This is a genomic window from Clostridium sp. DFI.1.208 (genome assembly GCF_024463855.1).
Classification (GTDB): domain Bacteria; phylum Bacillota_I; class Bacilli_A; order Erysipelotrichales; family Erysipelotrichaceae; genus Clostridium_AQ.
This window is the reverse complement of record NZ_JANGCA010000349.1, coordinates 1-255: the sequence shown is the minus strand read 5'-3', so window position 1 is coordinate 255 and position 255 is coordinate 1. Positions and strand designations below refer to the sequence as shown.

The following is a 255-nucleotide window of genomic DNA, read 5'->3' as shown; positions in this document are numbered from 1 at the left end:
GAGATATCGTCTGATGAATAGGACGATATAGCCGATGTAAGGGATGACCAGGATGACCTTACCGATGATCTGCGTCTTATAGAGCGGTGTAGGATCATCGCTGTCATTGGCGTCTCCCTTTGTGATGAATCTCTGATCATCAATCTGTCTCACGATCCTATGTGTGATGATGGAATCCTGCTTTTGAAAGGTAACGATATCCTCCGTATACAGTACAACATCGGTATCGACCAGTATGAGACTGCCGGTGGATAT

Annotated in this window: 1 protein-coding gene; it reads right to left on the bottom strand. The window is 45.5% G+C overall.

Annotated elements, in window-relative coordinates; genetic code table 11:
• A partial coding sequence (locus NE665_RS24640) for a signal peptidase I (RefSeq protein WP_256302798.1) occupies positions 1–255 on the bottom strand: 255 nt, incomplete at both ends.